Annotated in this window: 19 protein-coding genes; 6 read left to right on the forward strand and 13 right to left on the reverse strand. The window is 68.3% G+C overall.

Features of this window, described 5'->3' with window-relative positions; all coding sequences use genetic code 11:
• Positions 1–19: 19 nt before the first annotated feature.
• The 8 genes from AC5Y5E_RS12115 to AC5Y5E_RS12150 form a co-directional block, all read right to left on the reverse strand.
• On the reverse strand, positions 20–1,372 hold the full coding sequence (locus AC5Y5E_RS12115; RefSeq protein ID WP_499903209.1) for a hypothetical protein: 1,353 nt from the start codon (positions 1,370–1,372) through the stop codon (positions 20–22).
• A 14-nt stretch (positions 1,373–1,386) separates the two neighbouring features.
• Positions 1,387–2,463, reverse strand: coding sequence for an o-succinylbenzoate--CoA ligase (gene menE / locus AC5Y5E_RS12120; RefSeq protein ID WP_499903302.1), 1,077 nt, complete (start codon positions 2,461–2,463; stop codon positions 1,387–1,389).
• A 68-nt stretch (positions 2,464–2,531) separates the two neighbouring features.
• A complete protein-coding gene (locus AC5Y5E_RS12125; protein WP_499903210.1) occupies positions 2,532–2,837 on the reverse strand; it encodes a DUF3349 domain-containing protein in 306 nt (101 codons plus the stop codon).
• Between the two features lie 45 nt (positions 2,838–2,882).
• Positions 2,883–3,182: a hypothetical protein gene (locus AC5Y5E_RS12130; protein ID WP_499903211.1), complete on the reverse strand. Its 300-nt coding sequence runs from the start codon at positions 3,180–3,182 to the stop codon at positions 2,883–2,885.
• Entirely contained in the window at positions 3,179–4,396 is a 1,218-nt protein-coding gene (locus tag AC5Y5E_RS12135) for an inorganic phosphate transporter (protein ID WP_499903212.1), read from the reverse strand. The genes AC5Y5E_RS12130 and AC5Y5E_RS12135 overlap by 4 nt, the downstream gene beginning before the upstream one ends.
• 113 nt (positions 4,397–4,509) lie before the next feature.
• On the reverse strand, positions 4,510–4,899 hold the full coding sequence (locus AC5Y5E_RS12140; RefSeq protein ID WP_499903213.1) for a VOC family protein: 390 nt from the start codon (positions 4,897–4,899) through the stop codon (positions 4,510–4,512).
• Between the two features lie 13 nt (positions 4,900–4,912).
• Positions 4,913–5,536, reverse strand: a complete 624-nt coding sequence (locus AC5Y5E_RS12145) for a maleylpyruvate isomerase family mycothiol-dependent enzyme (RefSeq protein WP_499903214.1) — start codon at positions 5,534–5,536, stop codon at positions 4,913–4,915.
• A gap of 27 nt (positions 5,537–5,563) precedes the next feature.
• The gene (locus AC5Y5E_RS12150; RefSeq protein WP_499903215.1) at positions 5,564–6,460 is read right to left on the reverse strand and encodes an SDR family oxidoreductase; all 897 of its coding nucleotides are present in this window, start codon (positions 6,458–6,460) and stop codon (positions 5,564–5,566) included.
• 171 nt (positions 6,461–6,631) lie between these two features.
• Here AC5Y5E_RS12150 and AC5Y5E_RS12155 point away from each other — a divergent pair, with 171 nt between their 5' ends.
• Together AC5Y5E_RS12155 and AC5Y5E_RS12160 are read left to right on the forward strand one after the other, a co-directional pair.
• Positions 6,632–7,606, forward strand: coding sequence for an AAA family ATPase (locus AC5Y5E_RS12155; protein WP_499903216.1), 975 nt, complete (start codon positions 6,632–6,634; stop codon positions 7,604–7,606).
• Positions 7,607–7,615: 9 nt separating this feature from the next.
• Positions 7,616–9,958 carry a S8 family serine peptidase gene (locus tag AC5Y5E_RS12160; protein ID WP_499903217.1) on the forward strand — a complete coding sequence of 781 codons (2,343 nt, stop codon included), beginning with the start codon at positions 7,616–7,618 and terminating at the stop codon, positions 9,956–9,958.
• Between the two features lie 41 nt (positions 9,959–9,999).
• Here AC5Y5E_RS12160 and AC5Y5E_RS12165 read toward each other — a convergent pair whose 3' ends face one another.
• Genes AC5Y5E_RS12165 through AC5Y5E_RS12180 form a run of 4 tightly spaced genes read right to left on the reverse strand, consistent with a single transcriptional unit; the run spans position 10,000 to position 12,953 of the window.
• Complete coding sequence (locus AC5Y5E_RS12165; RefSeq protein WP_499903218.1) at positions 10,000–10,902, reverse strand: 1,4-dihydroxy-2-naphthoyl-CoA synthase; 903 nt, start codon at positions 10,900–10,902, stop codon at positions 10,000–10,002.
• Positions 10,899–11,594 carry a hypothetical protein gene (locus tag AC5Y5E_RS12170; RefSeq protein WP_499903219.1) on the reverse strand — a complete coding sequence of 232 codons (696 nt, stop codon included), beginning with the start codon at positions 11,592–11,594 and terminating at the stop codon, positions 10,899–10,901. Before AC5Y5E_RS12170 ends, AC5Y5E_RS12165 begins: the two co-directional genes overlap by 4 nt.
• A gap of 5 nt (positions 11,595–11,599) precedes the next feature.
• The gene (locus tag AC5Y5E_RS12175) at positions 11,600–12,055 is read right to left on the reverse strand and encodes a nitroreductase family deazaflavin-dependent oxidoreductase (protein WP_499903220.1); all 456 of its coding nucleotides are present in this window, start codon (positions 12,053–12,055) and stop codon (positions 11,600–11,602) included.
• Positions 12,056–12,065: 10 nt separating this feature from the next.
• Positions 12,066–12,953 (reverse strand): aldo/keto reductase, encoded by an 888-nt coding sequence (locus AC5Y5E_RS12180; RefSeq protein ID WP_499903221.1) that lies wholly within the window; start codon positions 12,951–12,953, stop codon positions 12,066–12,068.
• Positions 12,954–13,037: 84 nt separating this feature from the next.
• Here AC5Y5E_RS12180 and AC5Y5E_RS12185 point away from each other — a divergent pair, with 84 nt between their 5' ends.
• Complete coding sequence (locus tag AC5Y5E_RS12185) at positions 13,038–13,592, forward strand: TetR/AcrR family transcriptional regulator (RefSeq protein ID WP_499903222.1); 555 nt, start codon at positions 13,038–13,040, stop codon at positions 13,590–13,592.
• Here the strand turns inward: AC5Y5E_RS12185 and fadD8 are convergent.
• Positions 13,589–15,190, reverse strand: coding sequence for a fatty-acid--CoA ligase FadD8 (fadD8, locus tag AC5Y5E_RS12190; RefSeq protein WP_499903223.1), 1,602 nt, complete (start codon positions 15,188–15,190; stop codon positions 13,589–13,591). The genes AC5Y5E_RS12185 and fadD8 overlap by 4 nt on opposite strands.
• A gap of 66 nt (positions 15,191–15,256) precedes the next feature.
• Here fadD8 and AC5Y5E_RS12195 point away from each other — a divergent pair, with 66 nt between their 5' ends.
• Genes AC5Y5E_RS12195 through AC5Y5E_RS12205 form a run of 3 tightly spaced genes read left to right on the forward strand, consistent with a single transcriptional unit; the run spans position 15,257 to position 18,614 of the window.
• Positions 15,257–16,861, forward strand: coding sequence for an amidohydrolase (locus tag AC5Y5E_RS12195; protein ID WP_499903224.1), 1,605 nt, complete (start codon positions 15,257–15,259; stop codon positions 16,859–16,861).
• Complete coding sequence (locus AC5Y5E_RS12200; protein ID WP_499903225.1) at positions 16,858–17,829, forward strand: o-succinylbenzoate synthase; 972 nt, start codon at positions 16,858–16,860, stop codon at positions 17,827–17,829. Before AC5Y5E_RS12195 ends, AC5Y5E_RS12200 begins: the two co-directional genes overlap by 4 nt.
• Positions 17,826–18,614: an alpha/beta fold hydrolase gene (locus tag AC5Y5E_RS12205; RefSeq protein ID WP_499903226.1), complete on the forward strand. Its 789-nt coding sequence runs from the start codon at positions 17,826–17,828 to the stop codon at positions 18,612–18,614. The genes AC5Y5E_RS12200 and AC5Y5E_RS12205 overlap by 4 nt, the downstream gene beginning before the upstream one ends.
• Positions 18,615–18,644: the final 30 nt, after the last annotated feature.

The raw sequence follows: 18,644 nt of genomic DNA on the forward strand, positions 1-18,644 counted from the left end.
ACGCCGCCTGGGTTGGGCGCTACCAGTTGGTGACGATGAGGGTGTTCACCAGCAGGGCCCCGACGGCGTTGACCGCCAACCACAACCGATGCGACCGCACCGGCAGCAGCGCGGGCGCCGCGGTGAGCCAGATGGTGAACGGCAGCCAGATCCGTTCCACCTCGGCCTTGCTCAGCATCGAAAGGTCGGCGCAGGCAATCGCGGCCAGCATCGCCAACAGCACCAGGTGGAAGCCGGAGCGGCGGCGAATGGCGGCCCGGTCGAGCACCCGCGTGATGCCGGCGATACTGCCCAGCCCGATCGCACACACCACAGACGCCAGGTTGGCCCACCACCAGTACTGGAACGGGCGGTCCTTGGCGATGCCCTGCCAATAGCGTTGCTGCACAAGCGTATACCCGTCGAACCAATAGAACCCCGCGACGGCGAACGCCACCGCCACCGCCAGCGCCGCCAGCGCCGCCGGGCCGAGGGCGCGCAGCGCGGCGCGCCAATCGGCCGCCGAGACCAGCACCGCCAACGCCGGCAGCCCCAGCAACATCAGGCCGTAGCTCAGGAAGACGCTCCACCCCAGCAGCAGGCCCGCGGCCGCGGCGAGCAGCGCGGGGAACCGGACGGGGCGGCGCACCGCCACCGCCAGCAGCGCCAGACCCCACGCCGCGACCCCGGCGAAATACCCGTCGGCCGAGACCGCGACCCAGATCGCGGTCGGAGCGACGGCGAGGAACGGCGCGGCCCGGCGCGCCGTCTGTTCGTCGGCCAGCGCGCGCACGGCGATCACGACGGCCGCCGCCGCGCTGGAGCCGGCCAGCAGGCACAGCAGCCCGGCCCAGGCGCCGCCGTGCAACCCGATCCGGTCCAGCCACACGAACGTCAACAGCGCGCCCGGCGGGTGCCCCGACACGTGGGTGACCCACGAGTTCGGTTGGTAGTCGACGATGCGGCTGGAGAACGTGCGGACCGCCGCCGGGATGTCGGTGATGGTGGGCACCTGCGACAGGTACTCGTCGCGGGTGGTCAGCCGCCCGGCGAAGCCGCGCTGCCAGCCGTCGATCATCGCCAGCGCGAACGCCCACACGCCGGCGGTGGCCCAGGTGCCCAGCGTCAACGCCCGCCACGAAAGCCGTTGCGCCACACGGGGACCCCACACCACGGCGGCCGCCGCGAGCAGGATGGCCGGCCCGGTGCCCCAGCTGGCGTGGATCTCCCACGGTCCGAAGATGGGCGTGGCCCCGGAGTGCGTGCCGAACCGCTCCTGGCCGACGTCCAGCCGCGGCCGGACGCCCAGATGCAGGCGCGGCAGCCCGAACGCTGCCGCCACCAGCGCGGCCGCGACCGCGACGGCTAGTGACTCCCGTCGCGCGACCCTCACGGTCGCCCAGCCTATTAGTCGGTGCCGGCGAACCGGCGCACCAGCGCGGCGCGGTCGACCTTGCCGATGCCGCGCCGCGGCAGCGCGTCTACCACGTGCAGCTCGCGGGGCGCGGCGGTGACATCCAGGGTGCGCGCCACATGGGCGCGCAGCGCCTCCAGCGCCGGCGGCTCGCTGCCCGCGCGCACCACGATCGCCGCGACCACCCGCTGGCCCAGCCTGTCGTCGGCAAGACCGAACACCGCGCAGTCGCCGACGGCGGGGTGGGTGCTCAGCGCGGCCTCGACCGGCTGCGGCAGCACGGTCAGCCCGCCGGTGCTGATCGCGTCGTCGGCGCGGCCCAGCACGGTCAGCACACCGGCCCCGTCGACGGCGCCCAGGTCCTCGGTGTGAAACCAGCCCGGCTCGGCGAACGGGTCGGGGTCGACCGGGTTGCGGTAGCCCTTGGCGAGCGTCGCGCCGCCGATGACGATGCGCCCGCCCGGCGCCACCCGCAGCGCCACCCCGTCCAGCGGGACCCCGTCGTAGACGCAGCCGCCCGCGGTCTCGCTCATCCCGTAGGTGCGCACCACCGCGATGCCGGCGGCCGCCGCGGCGTCCAGGATCGGGCGCGGGGCCGGCCCGCCGCCGAGCAACACCGCGTCCAGTTCGGCCAGCGCGGCGGCGGCGGCCGGGTCGGCCAGCGCCTTGGCCAGCTGGGCGGCGACCAGCGAGGCGTACCGGCGCCCGGGTCCCAATCGCCTTATGGCAGCGGGCAATTCGCTGACATCGAATCCCCTGGAGACATCCAGCTCGACGGGCGCGGAGCCGGCGAGCACGCTGCGCACCAGCACCTGCAGGCCGGCGATGTGATACGGCGGCAAGGCCAGCAGCCAGGCGCCGGGCCCGCCGAGCCGCTCGTGGGTGGCCGTGGCGCTGGCGGTCAGGGCGGCGGCGGTCAGCAGGGCGCCCTTGGGCGCGCCGGTGGTGCCCGACGTCGTCGCCACCAGGGCCACGTCGTCGTCGACGGGCTCACCCACCCGCAGGCCGCGCGACACCGCGTCGTCGCCGGCCGGCACCGCGACCAGTGCGGAATCGCGCCCGTCCAGCACCCGCTCCAGGGCGGGCAGCAACAGCGGGACGGCGGAACCCGACGCGACGTGCAGCGCGCGCAGCGCAGCTATGCGGGGCCCTCCGCGGCGTCGCTGGGCTCGTCGAACGGCCAGCCGTGTTCGGCCAGCCGCGCTCGCACCCGCTCCACGTCCTCCTCCGACGGCAGCCCGTCGGTGATCTTGCTGATCGCCACGCCGATGTCGATGTCGTCGAACTCGCCGCGCTCCATCAGCTCTCGGGCCACGGCGATGGCCTCGTCGTTGCTCAACCGCCGGGTGAGCAACGCGAGCACGGCGAAGGTGTCGGTCGGCGGGACGCCCTCCGGGTATCCCGCGCGCAACCACGAAACAATCGAGCTGAGGAATCCGTTCACGTTGCTCTCACTCCGCGCGGGGGATGGCTGGTGGACGATTCAATGCTACTTAGGTTTGGCCCCCAAGAACGCCTGACCCGTCAGGTGCGCGATGAAGTCGCGCGAGATGTAGAGCAGGGCGAAGAGGATCACCGCCAGCACCACCGCGTAGATCACCCACGCGATCGCCAGCAGCGCGGGGTTCTTCTGCGGCGGGCTGCCGTCGGGGCTGACCTGCCCGCCGCCGACGGCGTGGAACCGCAGACCGAGGGCGAACATCCCCGGCAGGAAGGCGCCGGCGAGCATGCTGAAGACCAAGATCCTCAGGGAGGCCTGGTAGTTGAACCAGTCGTTGAAGTGGCTCATGAGGGGTTCCCTGCGCTCACGGTGTCGTCGTCGGACCCGACCCTGGGCCCGCTGTCGGATGGCGGATGTTCGTCGCCTTCGAGGCCCGCGGTGAGGCTGCCTTCCCATTCGGCGTTGACGTTCTTGTGGTCGACCTTGACCCGCCGCGACCGGATGTAGATGGCGGCGGAGACCGCGACCAGCAGCCCGAAGCCGATGATCGCGCCGGGGTAGCCGCCGATGAGGTGCACGGTCCAGTAGGTGATCGCCCCGACCAGCCCGGCCAGCGGGAGGGTGATCAGCCACGCGGTTACCATCCTGCCGGCCACGCCCCAGCGCACCTCGCCGCCGGGCTTGCCCAGCCCGCTGCCCATCACCGAACCGGTGCAGACCTGCGTCGTCGACAGCGCGTAGCCGAAGTGGGTGGACAGCAGAATGACTGCGGCAGAGGAGGATTCGGCGGCCATCCCCTGCGGCGACTTGATCTCGACGAGCCCCTTGCCCAGGGTGCGGATGATCCGCCAGCCGCCCAGGTAGGTGCCCGCCGCCATCGCCAGGGCGCAACAGAGGATCACCCAGAACGGCGGGGACGACTCGGTCTTGCTGACCGCGCCGTAGGACATCAGCGCCAGGAAGATGATGCCCATCGTCTTCTGCGCGTCGCCGGTGCCGTGCGCCAGGGACACCAGCGAGGCCGAGCCCCACTGGCCGTACCGGAAGCCGGCTTCGGTGCGTTTGGTCGGGATGCCGCGGGTGATCCGGTAGACCAGCCAGGTCGCGATCGCCCCGACCAGGATGGCCAGGATCGCGGCGACGACGGCCGGGATCAGCACCTTGGACACCAGGCCCTTCCAGATCACCCCGTGCGAGCCGACCGCGGCGAGCGTCGCGCCGACGATGCCGCCGATCAGCGCGTGCGAGGAGCTCGACGGGATGCCGAGGAGCCAGGTGAGCAGGTTCCAGACGATGCCGCCAACGAGGCCGGCAAACACCAGTTCCAGCGTCACGATGTGCCCGTCGATCAGGCCCTTGGCGATCGTGGCAGCGACGGCGGTGGACATGAACGCGCCCACCAGGTTCAGCACCGCCGACAGCGCGACCGCGGCCTTGGGCGCCAGCGCGCCGCTGGCAATGGACGTTGCCATCGCGTTGCCGGTGTCGTGGAAGCCGTTGGTGAAATCGAAAGCGAGTGCCGTGATTACGACAATGATGAGGAGGAACAAATCGATGTTCACAGCGCCTGATTCTGGTAGTTGGGGGATTAAATTGTCGAATGGTGAGACGGCCGAAACGCAGGTGTACCTCGACTTGTCTTCCGATGTTAGCCGTTAGTTAACCCCGCGTTCCCTCAATCACCGCGGGTGTCGCGGCGCAGTGGGTGATCCCCCGGAACCTCGACAAAAATCAGCGTGATGCCGTCCGGGTCGGTCACGTGCATTTCGCGCAGGCCCCACGGCTCGCGGCGCGCCTCGCGGGCGATCGGGACCCCGCGGCCCTCTAGTTCGGCCTGGGTCGCGGCGACGTCGCGGACCTGCAGCCACAGCGCGCCGGGAAACGGGCCGCGGGAGTGGTCCGGCGAGCCGTAACCGGCCAGCTCCAGCAAAGACTGGCCCGCGTAAAAAACGGTGCCCGCGCCGTATTCGCGGGCGATCGCCAGCCCGATCTCGTCGCGGTAGAAGCTCAGCGACCGTTGGTAGTCCGCCGGCCGGAGCAGCATCCGGCTGGCCAGGATCTCCATAGCCTCGTGTCTATCACGCGCACCGGCTGCGCAGCGTCGCAACGCCGGGGCCGGTGAGGTCGTCGCACGCGGCGGCGCGGCCCGTCGTGGCGAGCAGCAGCGACAGCAGGGGACCCTCGACCGCTTCCCCGTCCCCGTGGCGCCAGTCCTGGTCGGTCGCGGACAGCGCCAGCCCGGCGATGCGGTTCTTGGAGCCGATGAGCATGTTGGAGCCCTTGTAGAAGTCGATCGCCTGGCGGACCGCGTCCGGCGGGTAGGTGTGCGGGATGCCCAGCGGGCGGCGCGCATCCTCCCCGTGCACCACCACCTCGCCCAGCCACGAGGTCTTGGGGCCCGGCGGCGCGGAGGTCGAATTCTGCAGACCCCGGAACTCCGCCAGCGTGGCCCCCGGGTCGGCGCCGCGGTGCTTGGCGATCTGGCCGTTGGCGAACCTGTCGAAGTTGAACCCGGCCTTGGCCATGTTGAGCAGGAACGTGGCCGGGTTCAGCGAGGCCGTCGCCGACAGGTGCGCGACAATGTCGCGGACGGTCCAGCCCGCGCACAGCGACGGCGTATCCCATTGCGCCGGCGCCAGTCCCGCGAGGTCGCTGGCGAGCGCGCCGCGTTCGGCGGCGATGGTGGCCCAGAGATCAGACACAGCAACCTCCTTGCGGTTTCGGCCGATTCAGGTGTCCGCGTTTTGGTTCGGCTGAATGCTCTGCCGCTGCATGAGCGTGTTCACCCAGCGGGGGCCGAAGGTGTCCAGCGCCTTGGCGGCGATCGCCATACGCGGCGCGATCCGCACCGGGCGGGTGCGGGCCGCGGTGACCATCCACTCGGCGGCTTCCTGGGACGTCAGCGCGGGCATCCCGGCGTAGGCCTTCGTCGGCGCGATCATCGGCGTGGCCACCAGCGGGTAGTACAGCGTCGTGGAGTGGACGCCCTTTCGGCCCCACTCGGTTTCGATGACCCGGCTCACCGTCGACAGCGCGGCCTTCGAGGCGTTGTAGACCGAAAACAGCGGCGACGCCTCCGACAGCACACCCCACGTCGAGACGTTGATGATGTGGCCGTCGCCGCGCTCGAGCATCGCGGGCGCGAACCCGCGAATCAGCCGCAGCGGCGCGTAGTAGTTGAGCACCATGGTCCGCTCCACATCGTGCCAGCGTTCCAGCGACTCGGCCAGAGGCCGGCGGATCGACCGGCCGGCGTTGTTGATCAGGATGTCGACGCCGCCGAGGCGCTTGTCGACGTCGGCCACCAGCGCGTCGACCGCTTCCATGTCCGACACGTCGCACGGGATGGGGATGGCGCTGTCGCCGGCCTTCGCGATGCGGTCCGCCAGCGCCTCGAGCAGGTCCCCGCGGCGGGCGACGACGACCACGGTCGCGCCGGCGTGGGCCAGCTGTTCGGCCCCGGCCTCCCCGATGCCCGACGACGCCCCGGTCAGCAGGATCCGCTTGCCGTCGAGGTTGACCGGCTTGATCGCGGGGCGATTGACCAGGATTTGCGGCGCAGCGGGCGGTCGCATCGTCGCCAGCACCAGCTGGTCTCTGAACCTGCCAAGGGGACTTTTGCTCACGGGGGGAGTGTAGGCGGGCGCCCGAGGGCGCCTCAGAGCCGCGGTGGGTGGTCGTTGGATGTCCAAAGCGTGCCGGCCGGCCTAGGTAAATGGGACCCTCTCCGTCGCCGGTTAACACAAGCTCAGGCCGGCCTACCTTTCGTTGACGCCCTGTGCCCATACGATTGGTCCATGGCTGGCAGGCAATTGAAGGAGATTTTCAAAGCCTTCCGCGCGCGAGACGAACTTGCATTCCGTCGTGCAGCGATGGAAATCATTGAGGAGGAACAGGGCAAACATCACCACGCACTGGCTCGAGATCTTCAGAAGCTTCTCGTGTCTGGGTCTCCTTTAGTGGATACCGGCTCGACCATCTTGATCCCTCCACCGCCGAGAGATCGGGAAGGCGAGTGGGACCTGGGAGAGATCAAAGAACCGAGCCGGCTCCTCGAGGAACTGGTCCTAGATAGCAAGCTCGTGCGCACACTGACTGGGCTGGTCGAGGAAATCCGCCGATGGCCGAGTCTGGATGCTGCTGGCATTCCACGTCGGCAACGGTTGTTGCTTGAGGGTCCGCCCGGCTGTGGCAAGACGACGGCGGCCGAAGCTGTTGCTGCGGAACTAGGATGGCCGTTTCTGCTTGTTCGGCTAGACGCCGTGGTGTCGTCATATCTGGGCGAGACGGCGAGCAACCTTCGCCGCATCCTGGAATACTCGGATCAAGCGCCTTTCGTAGTACTTTTCGATGAGTTCGACGCGTTAGGGCGTACGCGCGACGACAAGTCGGAACACGGCGAGATGAAGCGTGTGGTCACGGCCTTCCTCCAAATGACCGACCGCTACCGAGGACCAAGTCTATTAATTGCCGCCAGCAATCACTCCGGGCTGCTCGATCAAGCACTTTGGCGACGATTCGATGAAGTGCTGACGTTCCGAAAGCCGACCGTTCACGAGATCCGGCGGGTCTTACGAATGCGTCTGAGGGGTAGTCCTCACACCGGTATTGACGTCGACCAGTATGCGAGCGCGTTAAAACAACTCCCACATGCCGCCGCCGAGAAGTTGGTTAATGACGCCAGAAGGCACGCTTTGTTGAGGGATGCGAGGTTGGTCGAATCGTTGGACTTCGATGCGGTCTTGGACGGTGTGACCGCCCGTCGCTGGTAGGTCGCAGGCATGCCGCAGCACCTTGTCCTTCCCGATCCGCGACGCCTGCCATCTCGGCGCGTAGGTGGTGCGGGTGGCTCGACTCCTTCACGACAGCATGGCCGACATGGTGGCCACCTACGAGAACAGATGACCCAGACTGCGCGAGCGCCACGCCGCATAGATGCGGGGGTCGACCCGAATTTGGTATTCAAGATTAGGGCCGCTTCGCGGCCCGATGATTCGGCTTTCGAATTACGTGGTCTCCAGGTTCTAGGTGAGAGCGTCGACTACACCTACTTCGTACTTGTGGACGACGAAGGGAGCGCCTTTTCGCAAGCGATTGATAGATATACCGAAACCGGTGATCTTCGTTCATTTTTCAACTTAATCAATGATATCGAACCTTATGATGCCGACGATCGTCGCGGGCCTGGATTAGATGATCTCGGGAACGATTACGCGGGATTCAGCACTGTGGACATCGCCATCTGGCCGTCGAGCACCATGTTAGAAGCGGAAAGGCGTGCACGCATTGTAGAGGCTGTTCTAGCTGACTCTGGTGGATCAGTGACGCTTAGATCGGTAGGCCCGCGAAGAACCTATCTCCGGGTGGATGTCAGCGCCAACGGATTGCGTGATCTACTGGATACAAGTGTTGTGGAGCAAGTTCGTACACCGCCAGTTCCATTTCTCGATTTTCGAGATTGGCGCGATCTTGGTATAAACGATATTGCTCAGCATGAGGAACCGGGCGCGGCCGTTGGTGTATTAGACGACTCTCCGGCGAGCGGTCATCCGCTCCTCACGCGGCTCATACTCTCTGTGGAATCACTCGCGCCCAGTTCCTATATGTGGCAACGTCAGGGTAGCCATGGAACTGAAGTCGTTGGCCGCGTTCTCTACCCATTCTTGCATGAGGAGCTGCGGGATGGTCGATCGCTTACAGCAGTCGGCGCCGTTCGAGTCGTGCGCATTCTTGAACCGGATCCGAACACAGTAGATGCCTCTCCTCGCTTCGCTACATATGCTTTTCCGCATGAAATTGTCGGCGACGCGATACGGCACTTACATGACCGCTATGGGATCAAGATATTTAATTTGTCGGTTGGTTACTCAGAGGCATTTAGCGACTTGCATGTCGGGCCCCTCACGGAGACCATCGACGACCTCATTCGTGAACTCGGAATTGTAGTGGTCGTTCCGACTGGGAATGTGGGAATCACACTCGACTGTCGTACACCCAGCGGTCATCACATACTCGACGATAAACCGGAATTCTTCTTTGCCGGTGAGCATCGGCTTTCCGAGCCAGGGCCCGCGGCTCTTGCTGTTACTGTCGGTTCAATTGCACTTAGCGGGGGCCCAGCGGAGATCGGCAATCGTGTTGGCTGGCGCTGTGCGGCAGAGGCTGATGAGGCCTCGTCATTCAGCAGGAGCGGCCCAGGGCTCGGTACGGTCCAGAAACGCACGAACAAACCGGAGCTGAATCACTACGGCGGGAATATCGTCGTGAACGACACGGGTCATGCGGTACGCAACGATCCTGGCGCCAGTATCGTCACGACCTCATCACGAGATGACGGGGAGCGATTGTTCGCGGCGGTGAACGGAACGAGCTTTGCCGCGCCAGCTGTTGCTCGCATCGCAGCGGATATCGCACACGAGTACCCGGATGCAAGCAGCAATTTGATCCGCGCGCTCCTTGCAACCAGTGCCGTCCAACCTGTCCCAGCTTTAGCCGTGGCAGAAGTTTCCAAGCGGTCGCAAATTTATGGTTACGGGAAGCCTGCGACGGAACGAGCCGTTGTTAGTGACACGCAACGTGTCACGATGACCTACGACGGCGAAATGCCCATCGACACCGTGCAGATACACCCTCTGCCGGTACCTGAGATATTCCGGCGCGGAAGCGGTGGGGAACGGCATATCACAGTCGTGCTTGCTTTCGATCCACCCGTTCGGCGTCAGCGCCGTGAATATCTCGCCGCATCTATGAAACTAGATGTCTATCGCGACATCGAACTTGACGATCTCACCGAGATGCTAATCAGGCAGGACCCAGATGACGCTACTGATCTTATCGCCGACCGCCGACGACTTAAGCTCGAACCCGGAAGCAATTCGTTTACAAATAGCACCCTTCAAAGGCGCACTTGGACTGCTAGAAATTCCTTTGCGAACGACGATGAGACGTTTTATGTCGTCGTGACACATAAAGCCCAGACTTGGGCACGCAATAACTCTGAATATACTAAGCAGACATACGCGCTCGCAGTGACCTTAGATGACCAACATTTGGTGCAGGCGAATTTGCATGATCTTCTGATCCAGCAAGTCCGAATACCGGCCCGGTTGCGCATCCGGCAGTAAATTAGCGTGAATCCGCGACATGCTCGCGTTGCGCTTGCGCCTCAGAAGTAGCGCGGGAACGCGCTCCAGTCCGGCGGCCTCTTCTGAAGGAACGCGTCGCGGCCCTCGACGGCCTCGTCGGTCATGTACGCCAGCCGGGTGGCCTCGCCGGCGAAGAGCTGCTGGCCCACCAGGCCGTCGTCAAGCAGGTTGAACGCGAATTTCAGCATCCGTTGCGCCTGAGGGGATTTCGCGTTGATCTCCGCCGCCCACTGCACGCCCACCTTCTCCAGGTCGGCGTGGTCCACCACCTCGTTGACCGCGCCCATGCGGTGCATCTGCTCGGCGGTGTAGGGCCGGCCCAGGAAGAACACCTCGCGGGCGAACTTCTGGCCCACCTGACGGGCCAGATACGCGCTGCCGTAACCGCCGTCGAAGCTGCCGACGTCGGCGTCGGTCTGCTTGAAGCGCGCGTATTCGCGGCTGGCCAGGGTGAGGTCGCACACCACGTGCAGGCTGTGTCCGCCCCCGGCGGCCCACCCGTTGACCAGGCAGATGGCCACCTTGGGCATGAACCGGATCAGCCGCTGCACCTCGAGGATGTGCAACCGGCCGGCGCGGGCGGCGTCCACGGTGTCGGCGGTCTCGCCGCTCGCGTACTGATAGCCCGACCGGCCGCGGATGCGCTGATCGCCGCCGGAGCAAAACGCCCAGCCGCCGTCCTTGGGCGACGGGCCGTTGCCGGTCAGCAGCACCACGCCCACGTCCGGTGACATGCGGGCGTGGTCGAGCGCGGTGTACAGCTCGTCGACGGTGTGGGGCCGGAACGCGTTGCGCACCTCGGGGCGGTCGAATGCGATCCGCACCGTCGGGTCGGTGACGTGGCGGTGATACGTGATGTCGGTCAGGTCGCCGAAGCCGTCGACTTCTCGCCAGGCCTGCGCGTCAAAGGGGTTGTCACTCAAGGCTGTTGAACTCCGTCCTTGCTGATGGTGAGGTCGCCGCAGCTGATCGTCTGCGCCGAGAGCACCGCGGGGTCCTGCGCCGAAGCGGCCGCCACGGTGTCGGACGCTCCGATGGTAGCCAGGGTGCCGTTGAGGTTGATCTCGGTGCGGCGCACCGTCCACTGGCCGTCCTGGTTCGAGGCCCGCAGCCCGACCAGGTGCCGGCCGGGCGCCGGCGCGCCGATGTTGCTGCAACCGATTCCGGTGCCGTTGCCGCGCAGGTCCTGCAGGTCGAACAGGAACGGCGCGCCCTGATTGTCGGCGGCGGCCTGCAGCCGGCAGTCGGCGAACACGTACAGGTACGCGCCGCGCCCGTCGCTGACGATGACCTGGTGCTGGCCGTCCTGCTGGGCGTCGATCGCCAAGGCGCTCAACGGGATTGGGCTCGCCGAGGTGATCTGTACACCGGAGTTCGCGCCGCTTGCCGTCGTGACGCCGGCGATTCGGTTGGTGCGGCCGCTGCCGTCGCGAAACTGCCCGAGCCACAACGTGTCCGGCTGGCCGTCCCAGTCGAGATCACCGACCTTGCGTTGTGCAGCGCCGGACGGGGGAGGGTCACCGCCGGGAGCGCAGCCCGTCGTGGCGAGCGACCGCGCCGGGGGTACGCCCAACGCGGCCACGACCAGCGTCACCGCCAACAGCACACGCCGCATCACGGCTACGCCGGGTCCAGCCGGAACACCGCGCACCGGCCGGCCAGGGCTTCGAATTCCTCGGGGCGACCGTCGGTGACCAGTCCCGCCCGCTTCATGAAGCCGACGCCCGTCGGGACCTCCGTCGGGAAGGCCCGCAGGATCGGCCGCGCGTCGTCGGGCGCCAACTCCACCATCCGCACCTTTTCGACGCGCCGGCCGCGGGCCACCGTCGCCTGCCCGGCTGCGCGCGCGTTGGCCACCCAGTCGGCGCCGGGAAACCCCGCGACGACGAACTCTTGGCCGTCGACCGTCATCGGGGTCACCGGTGTCGACCGGTCCCGCCCGGACCTGCGGCCTTTGACCGTGAGCACGACGGGGCTCTCCCCGCCGAAACTCATTCCCAGCCGCGACATCTGGATGAAGACCTTGTTGGCCGGTTTCAGCCACCACGGCGGCCGGATCGGTTTTTGGGTGCCCACGGGGGCGACGTTACCTCTGTAGGGACTCCACAACATGGGGCTGGGGTTGGAACGAACCGATGGCGTCCAGCCTGGCCAGCGCATCGGCATCGAGGGTGACGTCCGCGGCGCCGAGGTTTTCCTCGAGATGCCCGACGGATCGCGTGCCGGGAATCAGCAGCGTGTTCGGGGCGTGCGCCAGCAGCCACGCCAGGCCGACCTGGGCGCCCGTGACGCCGAGCGCGCCGGCGATCTCGGTCACCACCGGCTGGTCGGCCACCTTCGGAAAGCCCGGGAACGACGAGCCCAGCGGGAAGTAGGGCACCCACGCGATGCCCTCGGACCTGCACAGGTCCAGGGTGGCTTCCTGCGAGCGGTCGAGCACGCTGTAGGCGTTCTGCACGCAGGCGATGCCCGCGGGCAACGCCCGGCGTACCACGTCGAGCGGCACGCTGCTGATGCCGATCGCGCCGATCTTGCCCTCGTCGCGCAGCGCGATCATCTCGGCGAGTTGGTCGTCGACGTCGACGTCCTGGTCGCCCTCGACGGCCGCGGAAGGCCCGAGGTCCATGCGCCGCAGGTTGACCACGGGAACGCGGTCCAGGCCCAGCTGGCGCAGGTCGTCCTCGACCGCGGCGCGCAGGTCGGCGGGCTGTTGCGCGGCGGCCAGCGGCATCGGCTGCTCGCCGGTGTAGCGCGCGCCGACCTTGCTGACGATGACGAGGTCGTCGGGGTAGGGGGCCAGCGCCGCCCGGATCCGGCGGTTCACCTCGCCCGGGCCGTAGAACGACGCGGTGTCGATGTGGTTCACGCCGAGTTCGACGGCGCGGCGCAGCACCGCGGTCGCGTCCTCCGGCGTGGCCTCGAACAGTTGCATCGCGCCGTAGCCGGCGCGGGCAACAGTGGGAAAGGTTGTCATGGCGCTCCCGTCTGACAAACTGGTAAGAAATGCGGAGGATCCTCCGCTTGCCCTGAGCCTAGCAGAAACGGAGGCACCTCCGCTTTGGCTGCGCCCACCCGATCCGACGCGCGCCGCAACCGCGAGAAGTTGTTGCAGGTGGCGACCGCGGCGTTCGCCACCGCGGAGGGCCGGCCGGTGTCGCTGGAATCGATCGCGCGCGACGCCGGCGTCGGGATCGGCACGCTCTATCGCCATTTCCCCAACCGGGAGGCCCTCGTCGAGGCGACCTACCGCGCCGAGCTCGCCGAAGTGGCGGCGGCGGCCGAACGGCTGCTCGAGCGCCATCCGCCCAGGACGGCGCTGCGCCGCTGGATGGACCGGTATGCCGCTTTCGTGGCCGCCAAGCGCGGGATGGCGGAGTCGTTGCATGCGATCTTCGACTCCGGCGCCCTGCAGCCCAGCCAGACCCGGGACAGCATCGTCGGCGCCGTGGACACGCTGCTGCGGGCGGGCGCAAACGACGGCAGCCTGCGTCCCGATGTCCACGCCGAGGACGTGGTGTCCAGCCTGATCGGCATCTTCCTGGTCACCGGTTCGCCGGAGCAGACGGCCCGCATGCTCGACCTGTTGGCGGCCGGCATCGCGGCTAAGGCCTAGCCGACGGCGCGGCCGGCGCCCTCCCAGAACTGCGCCCGGACCGACTTCTTGTCCGGCTTGCCCAGCCCGGTCAGCGGCAGCGCGTCGACGACCACCACCCGCTTGGGCGACTGCACCGAGCCCTTGCGCTCCTTGACCGCGGTCTGGATCTCGATGGTCATGGTCTCGACCGCGGCGTCGTCGCGGGACGCGTCGGCGCGCAGCACCACCACCGCTGTGACGGCCTCGCCCCACTTCTCGTCGGGCGTCCCGACCACGCACACCTGCGCGACGGCCGGATGCTCGGCGATCACGTCCTCGACCTCGCGGGGGAACACGTTGAAGCCGCCGGTGACGATCATGTCCTTGACCCGGTCGACGATGAAATAGAAGCCGTCTTCGTCCTCGCGGGCCATGTCGCCGGTGTGCAGCCAGCCGTCTTTAAAAGTCTTCGACGTCTCGTCGGGTAAATTCCAGTAGCCGCCGGCCAGCAGCGGTCCGCTGACGCAGATCTCGCCCGGCTCGCCCTGCGGCACGGGCTTGCCGTCGGTGCCCAGCAACGCCACCCGGGCGAACAGCGTCGGACGCCCGCAGGAGGTCAGCCGCTTCTCGTCGTGGTCGGCCTTGGCCAGGTAGGTGATCACCATCGGGGCCTCGGACTGCCCGTAGTACTGGGCGAAGATCGGGCCGAAGCGCCGGATCGCCTCGGCCAGGCGCACCGGGTTGATCGCCGAGGCGCCGTAGTAGACGGTCTCCAGCGACGACAGGTCGCGGGTGTGCGAATCGGGGTGGTCCATCAGCGCGTAGAGCATCGACGGCACCAGCATCGTCGCCGTAATCCGTTGCTCTTCAATGACTCTCAGCACTTCGGCCGGGTCGAACTTGCTCAGCACCACCATCTCACCGCCCTTGACCACCGTGGGCGTGAAGAACGCGGCGCCGGCGTGCGAGAGCGGCGTGCACATCAGGAAGCGGGGGTGCTCGGGCCACTCCCACTCGGCGAGCTGGATGGCGGTCATGGCGGCGATGTTGCCGGTGGTCCCGATCACGCCCTTGGGCTTGCCGGTGGTCCCGCCCGTGTAGGTCAGGCCGCCGATGTTGTCCGGCGGCAGGTCGGCGACCACCAGCGGCTTGGGCTCGTACTTGGCCGCCTCGGCCGACAGATCGACGGCCACCCCCCGCAGCGCCTCGGGGACCGGGCCGATGGTCAGGATCTGGTTGAGCGACGGCACCTTCTCCAGCAGGCCCAGCGCGCGCTCGGTGAACATCGGGTTGGGGTCGATGATCAGCGAGCTGACCCCGGCGTCGGTGAGCACGTACGCGTGATCGTCGAGCGAGCCGAGCGGGTGCAGGGCGGTGCGCCGATAGCCCTGGGTCTGGCTGGCGCCGAGGATCATCAGCACCTCGGGGCGGTTGAGCGACAGCAGCCCGACGGTGACACCGGTGCCGGCGCCCAGCGCCTCGAACGCCTGCGTGTACTGGCTGATCCGCTCGGCCAGCTGACCACCCGTCAGCGTGGTGTCGCCGAGAAACAGGACCGGCCGATTCTTGTGGCGCTTGAGCGCCCCCACCAGAAGGTGGCCGTTGTGGGTCGGGTTGCGCAACAGGTCGTCACTCATGGGGCAAGACTAGAACGTGTTGCAATTCGGGTCGGCTGGACCCTCCACGCACTAGCATCCGTGCACATGGGGCAGGCAGATCTCGTCGTCACCGGGACCGTACTGACCGTCGACGACGCGCGCCCCACAGCCGAGGCGCTCGCCGCGGCCGACGGCCGGATCGTCGCCGTCGGCAGCCGCGCCGACCTCTCCCACCTCATCGGCCCCGACACCCAAACCGTCGACGTCGGGGACGGCTGCGTCATGCCGGGATTCGTTGAGGCGCACGGCCATCCACTGATGGAGGCCGTCGCGCTGTCGGACCGGATCGTCGACATCCGCCCGGTCACCGTTCCCCGGGCCGACGACGTCGTCGCCGCGATCCGCGGTGAGGTCGCCGCCCGGGGGCCGGCCGGCGCCTACCTGAACGGTTGGGACGCCCTGCTGCAGCCGGGACTTCCGCAGCCGACGCCGGCCTGGCTCGACGAGATCGCTCCGGACGGGCCGCTGGTCATCATCCACAATTCCGGGCACAAGGCCTTCTTCAATTCCCACGCCGCCCGGCTCAATGGTTTGACTCGGGACACCCCGGACCCGAAGGGTGCCAAGTACGGCCGCGCCGCCGACGGGGAACTCGACGGCACCGCCGAGGAGATCGGCGCGGTGTTTCCGCTGCTGGGCGGCGCCATCCAGGCCGACAGCTACCCGGCGATGCTGCTCGCCGAGTGCGCCCGGCTCAACCGGGCCGGGCTCACCACGTGTTCGGAGATGGCGTTCGACCCGAACTTCGGGCCGATGGTGGCGCAGTTGCACGACCGGTTGACGGTGCGGCTGCGCACCTACGAGGTGTCCAACCCGCGGATGGCCACCGCCGCCACGCCCGGCCAGGGCGACGACATGCTGCGCCAGGTCGGCATCAAGATCTGGGTCGACGGCTCCCCGTGGATCGGCAACATCGCGTTGTCCTTCCCGTACCTGGACACCGAGGCGACGCGCACCATCGGGGTGCCGCCCGGTTCCTGCGGATGCGCCAACTACACCGCCGAACAGCTGAGGGAAATCGTCGGCGCGTACTACCCGCTGGGCTGGCAGATGGCCTGCCACGTGCAGGGCGACGCCGGCGTCGACACCATCCTCGACGTCTACGAGCAGGCAATCAAGCGCCATCCGCGCCCCGATCACCGGCTGCGCCTCGAGCACGTCGGCGCGATCCGGCCCGAGCAACTCCAACGGGCCGCCGACCTGGGCGTCACCTGCAGCATCTTCGTCGACCAGATCCACTACTGGGGCGACGTCATCGTCGACGGCCTGTTCGGGCCCGAGCGCGGATCCCGTTGGATGCCGGCGGGTTCCGCGGTGGCGACCGGCATGCGGATCTCCTTGCACAACGATCCGCCGGTGACGCCCGAGGAGCCGCTGCGCAACATCAGCGTGGCGGTGACCCGCACGGCGCCCAGCGGCCGCGTGCTGGCGCCCGAGGAGCGGTTGACCGTCGAACAGGCGATCCGCGCGCAGACCATCGACGCCGCCTGGCAGCTGTTCGCCGACGACGTGATCGGCTCGCTGGAGGTCGGCAAGTACGCCGACCTGGTGGTGCTGTCCGCGGATCCCCGGACGGTGCCACCCGAGCGCATCGCCGACCTCGACGTGCGCGCGACGTATCTGGCGGGCCGCCAGGTCTACGGCCAGTGAGGCCGGACCTGGGGGACCTGCTCGACCGCCTGCACGTGGTGGCGCTGCCGATGCGGGTGCGCTTCCGCGGCATCACCACGCGCGAAGTCGCGCTGATCGAGGGGCCGGCCGGCTGGGGCGAGTTCGGCGCCTTCGTCGAATACGGCCCGCGCGAGGCCGCGCACTGGCTGGCGTCGGGGATCGAGGGTGCGTACCGGCCGCCGACGCCGATGCGGCGCGACCGGATCCCGATCAACGCCACCGTGCCGGCCGTCCCCGCCGGCCAGGTCGGCGAGGTGCTGTCGCGGTTCCCCGGGGCGCGCACGGCCAAGGTCAAGGTCGCCGAGCCGGGGCAGACGCTGGCCGACGACGTCGCCCGGGTCAACGCGGCGCGCCAGCTGGTCGAGGCCGTGCGGGTGGACGCCAACGGCGGCTGGACGGTCGAGGAGGCCGTTCGGGCCGCTCAAGCCCTCACCGCCGACGGCCCGCTGGAGTACCTCGAGCAGCCCTGCGCGACGGTCGGCGAACTCGCGGCGCTCCGGGCGCGGGTCAACGTGCCGATCGCGGCCGACGAGAGCATCCGTAAGGCCGACGACCCGCTCGCCGTGGTCCGCGCCGGGGCCGCCGACATGGCCGTGCTGAAAGTCGCTCCGCTGGGCGGGGTTTCGGCCATGCTCGCGATCGCCGCGCAGATCGACGTCCCGGTCGTGGTCTCCAGCGCGCTGGATTCGGCGGTCGGCATCTGCCATGGTTTGACCGCCGCGGCGGCCCTGCCGCAACTTCGCCACGCCTGCGGGCTCGGCACCGGCGGGCTGTTCGCGGAAGACGTGGCGGACGTCGCCGCGCCCGTCGACGGCTTCCTGCCGGTCGGGACGGTGACGCCGGACCAGGCGCGGCTGCGGGCGCTGGCCGCGCCACCCGAGCGGCGGCAATGGTGGATCGACCGGGTCCGGGCCTGCCATCCGCTGCTTGTACCGTCGTCCGGGTGATCAATCTGGCTTACGACGACCGCGGCTCCGGTGAGCCCGTCGTCTTCATCGCCGGCCGCGGGGGCGCCGGGCGAACTTGGCACCCCCATCAGGTCCCGGCCTTCTTGGCGGCCGGGTACCGCTGCATCACCTTCGACAACCGCGGGATCGGCGACACGGAAAACGCCGAGGGGTTCACGACGCAGACGATGGTCGCCGACACGGCCGCACTGATCGAATCGCTGGGCGCCGCCCCGGCGCGGATCGTCGGAGTGTCCATGGGCGCGTTCATCGCGCAGGAACTCATGGTGGCGCGGCCGGAGCTGGTCAGTTCGGCCGTGCTGATGGCCACCCGCGGCCGCCTGGACCGCGCCCGCCAGTTCTTCCACGAGGCCGAGGTCGAGCTGCACGCCTCCGGGGTCACGGTGCCGCCCATGCTCGACGCGAGAAACCGTCTGCTGGAAAGCTTTTCGCGCAAGACGCTGAACGACGACGCGGCCGTCGACGACTGGATCGCGATGTTCTGCACCTGGCCGGTCAAGCAGACCCCGGGGCTGCGCGCCCAGATGTACGTCTCCCCGCAGACCAACCGGTTGGCGGCCTACCGCAGCATCGCCGCGCCGGTGCTGGTGATGGGCTTCGCCGACGACATCGTGACGCCGGCCTACCTGGGACGCGAGGTCGCCGACGCCATGCCCAACGGGCGGTACCTGCAGATACCCGACGCCGGGCACCTCGGGTTCCTGGAGCGGCCGCAGGCCGTCAACACCGCGGCGCTGCAGTTCTTCGCGAGCGTGCGGGCCTGAGCCGCCCCCGGGCGGCTGTGACACGCTGTA

This window comes from Mycobacterium sp. NGS54, from assembly GCF_059812465.1.